Source organism: Stenotrophomonas pictorum JCM 9942 (genome assembly GCF_001310775.1).
GTDB classification, from domain to species: Bacteria; Pseudomonadota; Gammaproteobacteria; order Xanthomonadales; family Xanthomonadaceae; genus Stenotrophomonas; species Stenotrophomonas pictorum.
Window position 1 is genome coordinate 1 of record NZ_BAZI01000792.1, and the last position, 592, is coordinate 592.

Annotated in this window: 1 pseudogene; it reads right to left on the minus strand. The window is 70.8% G+C overall.

The features are described 5' to 3' along the window. Nucleotides 1-592 (minus strand): annotated as a pseudogene (locus tag JCM9942_RS17720) (DUF294 nucleotidyltransferase-like domain-containing protein); the annotation flags it as partial.

Genomic DNA, 592 nt, shown 5'->3' on the forward strand with positions numbered 1-592 from the left:
GCAGCGCCATCACCTTCTGCGCCAGCCGCGCGAACCAGCGCCCGCTTTCCAGCGGCCGGCCGCCATCACTGGCATCCACCCCGGCCGGGTGGTCGTACAGGAACACCAGATCCAGATCCGAGCCGAAGCCCAGCTCCAGCCCGCCGAGGCTGCCGTAACCGATGATCGCAAAGCGCCCGCCGGGCACTTCGCCATGCGTGGCGACCAGGTCGGCGCGGGCCATTTCCAGCACCGTCACCACCACCGCGTCGGCCAGCTGCGCCAGCTGCCGGGTGCAGTCCACCGCCGGCTGGCGGCCATCGTGGAAGGCCAGCGCCATGCGGAAGCTCAACGCCAGCCGCACCTCGTTGAGCATGCGCAGCGCCGCTTCCGGATCGTCGAGGGTCAGCGCCTGCGCGCAGGCGTCGTGCATGTCCTGCAGCTGTGGCATCGGCCCTGCCACGCGGGTATCGAGCAGCTCGTCCAGCAGCAGCGGGAAACCCACCAGACGCTCGGACAGCAGCGCGCTGCGCGCCAGCACGTTGACCAGCCGTTCCAGCGCGCTGGGCTGCTCGTCCAGCAGCGCCAGATAGCTGGTGCGGCGCAGGATCGC